The organism is Neisseria sp. P0009.S007, from assembly GCF_051962515.1.
The window spans coordinates 1-1,188 of sequence record NZ_JBQCVF010000421.1 but is presented as its reverse complement, the minus strand read 5'-3'; the positions used below and the strand labels follow the sequence as shown (position 1 = coordinate 1,188).

The 1,188-nt window shown below is 50.8% G+C and carries 1 protein-coding gene; it reads right to left on the bottom strand.

Annotation, left to right across the window (positions count from 1 at the left end; translation table 11 throughout):
- Positions 1-1,188, bottom strand: a 1,188-nt coding sequence (locus tag ACTHS3_RS13765; protein WP_440368224.1) for an AAA family ATPase, incomplete at both ends; no start/stop codon positions are given.

Here is a 1,188-nt window from a genome sequence, read left to right as displayed (position 1 = left end):
TTTGATGTCGGCGGTGCTGGAAGAGGCGGCTTTTTCTGCTTTCCAGATTTCGTCCAAATCGGCGTATTCTTTTTGCAGGCCGTCGATTTCCTCATCTATCAGTTCCAAACGTTTTTTGCTGGCATCGTCGCTCTCTTTGGCAACGTGCATTTTTTCCATTTTGAGCTGAATGATGCGGCGGTCGAGTTTATCCATCTGCTCGGGTTTGCTGTCCAGCTCCATTTTGATACGACTGGCGGCTTCGTCAATCAAATCAATCGCTTTGTCGGGCAGGAAGCGGTCGGTAAGGTAGCGATCGCTCAATTCTGCGGCAGCAACGATGGCGGGGTCGGTGATGTCGATGCCGTGGTGAATTTCATAACGCTCCTGCAAACCGCGTAAAATGGCGATGGTGTCTTCTACACTTGGCTCTCCAACCAATACTTTTTGGAAGCGGCGTTCGAGTGCTGCGTCTTTTTCGATGTACTGGCGGTATTCGTCCAAGGTGGTCGCGCCGATGCAGTGCAGTTCGCCGCGTGCCAAAGCCGGTTTCAACATATTACCCGCATCCATTGCGCCGTCGGTTTTGCCTGCACCAACCAAAGTATGGATTTCATCGATGAAAATCAAAGTGTTGCCATCATCTTTAGCCAAGTCGTTCAAAACGCCTTTCAAGCGTTCTTCAAATTCGCCGCGGTATTTCGCGCCGGCAATCAAAGCCGCCAAGTCCAGAACCAAAAGGCGTTTGTTACGCAGGGATTCAGGTACTTCGCCGTTGACAATACGTTGCGCCAAGCCTTCAACAATAGCGGTTTTACCCACACCCGGCTCACCAATCAGCACAGGGTTGTTTTTAGTACGGCGTTGCAATACTTGAATCGCACGACGAATTTCATCATCACGACCGATAACAGGGTCGAGCTTACCGTCACGGGCGCGTTGAGTCAGGTCGAGTGTGTATTTTTTCAAAGCATCGCGTTGGTCTTCGGCATTCGCATCGTTCACGTTTTGTCCTCCTCGTACCGCATCGATCGCGGCATTGATATTTTGTTCGGTCGCACCGGCCTCTTTCAAAATTTTACCGGTCGCATCATTCTGCTGAACCAAAGCCAGCAAGAAAAGTTCGCTGGCGATATAGGCATCGCCGCGTTTGGTTGCAGCCTTGTCCATCAAGTTCAATACAGCTTGCAGCTCACGGCTGGGCATAAT